Source organism: Niallia sp. 03133, assembly GCF_052663225.1.
Genome location: NZ_JBQTCY010000028.1, coordinates 1 through 1,675 on the forward strand (window position 1 = coordinate 1; position 1,675 = coordinate 1,675).

2 protein-coding genes are annotated in these 1,675 nt (G+C 37.7%); both read right to left on the reverse strand.

Annotated elements, in window-relative coordinates:
* Positions 1 to 330, reverse strand: a 330-nt coding sequence (locus tag ACTYBU_RS22320; protein ID WP_445493242.1) for an ABC transporter permease subunit, incomplete at its 3' end; no start/stop codon positions are given.
* On the reverse strand, positions 323 to 1,675 hold a 1,353-nt coding region (locus ACTYBU_RS22325; RefSeq protein WP_445493244.1), incomplete at its 5' end, for an ABC transporter ATP-binding protein. The genes ACTYBU_RS22320 and ACTYBU_RS22325, both read right to left, overlap by 8 nt.

The following is a 1,675-nucleotide window of genomic DNA, read 5'->3' on the forward strand; positions in this document are numbered from 1 at the left end:
GGCAAACGGCAAATGAATGACCTTTGGTAAATCAAATGCTACGCCAACCCAAACTGCTGCAAGCCATCCAACGATTAATTGTCCTTCTACCCCAATATTAAAAAGTCCTGTGCGAAAAGCAAATGCTACTGCAAGACCAGCAAGAATCAGAGGTGTAACCTGGCGAATTACTTCTCCTGTAAAATAAATCTCCCCAAACGCACCGTTCCATAAAGCGATGTAAGCATCAGCTGGACTGTAGCCAGTAATCAGCATAATAATGGTTCCTACTATTATTCCAAGCAAAACGGAAATAATCGGTATACTTATCTTCTTTATTGTATTAGACATTTTTCTCCACACCTACTTTATTATCATTTGATCCAGCCATCAGCAATCCTAATTCTTGTTCGGATGTTTCTTTTGGATTTACAGTTGCTATGATTTCCCCTTCAAATATAACAGCTATCCGGTCACTTACATTTAATATCTCATCCAGTTCAAATGACAGAAGCAATACACCTTTTCCATTATCCCTTTGTTCAATTAAACGTTTATGAATAAACTCAATTGCTCCTACATCGAGGCCGCGAGTCGGCTGTGCTGCTATTAATAAATCTGGATTGCGGTCTACTTCTCTGCCGATGATTGCTTTCTGCTGATTTCCTCCAGAAAGAGCACGTGCAGGCGTATGAATTCCAGGTGTTCTGACATCAAATTCTTCCATTAACGTTTTGGCCTTCTTATCGATTTCTTTCTGATTCAAAATGCCATTCTTAGAAAAAGGTTGTTGATAGTAGGTTTGCAATACCATATTTTGTCCAATTGGAAAATCTAACACTAATCCATGTTTATGACGATCCTCCGGAATGTGGCCAATTCCACTTTCCGTTATTTTACGTGGAGATAACACACTTATTTCTTTCCCATTGAGTGTAATGCTGCCAGAATCTTTTTTCATTAAGCCAGTTATGGCTTCTATTAATTCAGATTGCCCATTTCCATCTACGCCGGCAATTCCGACAATTTCTCCTGCTCTAACATCAAGGTTCAGCGAGTTAACAATCTTGACCCCTCGTGAATCTTTAACGGTTAAATCTTTAATAGCTAGAACCGTTTCCTTTGGTTCTGCGTCTTTTTTATTTGTTTTAAAGGTAACTTCTCTTCCTACCATTAAATTTGCCAATTCGTTTGGGTTTGTTTCTTTTACATTGTATGTACCAATCCCTACACCCTTGCGAATAACCGTCACACGGTCGCAAACTTCCATGATCTCTTTTAACTTATGGGTAATCAATATAATTGATTTCCCTTCTTTAATTAATGTTCTAAAAATAGCGATTAACTCTGTTATCTCTTGTGGTGTTAAGACAGCTGATGGCTCATCAAATATTAAAATCTCTGCTCCACGGTAAAGTGTTTTTAATATTTCCACCCTTTGCTGCATTCCGACCGAAATATCAGCAATTTTCGCTTTTGGATCAACAGCCAGTCCGTATTTTTCTGATATTTCCTTTACTTCTTTTTCTGCTTTTTTTAGATCGATTTTTCCATTTTTAACTGTTTCTTTTCCTAGAATAATATTCTCTGTTACCGTAAATGTATCAACGAGCATAAAATGCTGATGCACCATTCCAATTCCTAAATCATTGGCAATATTCGGATTCGAAATGTCAACCTTTTGTCCTCGTGCCCT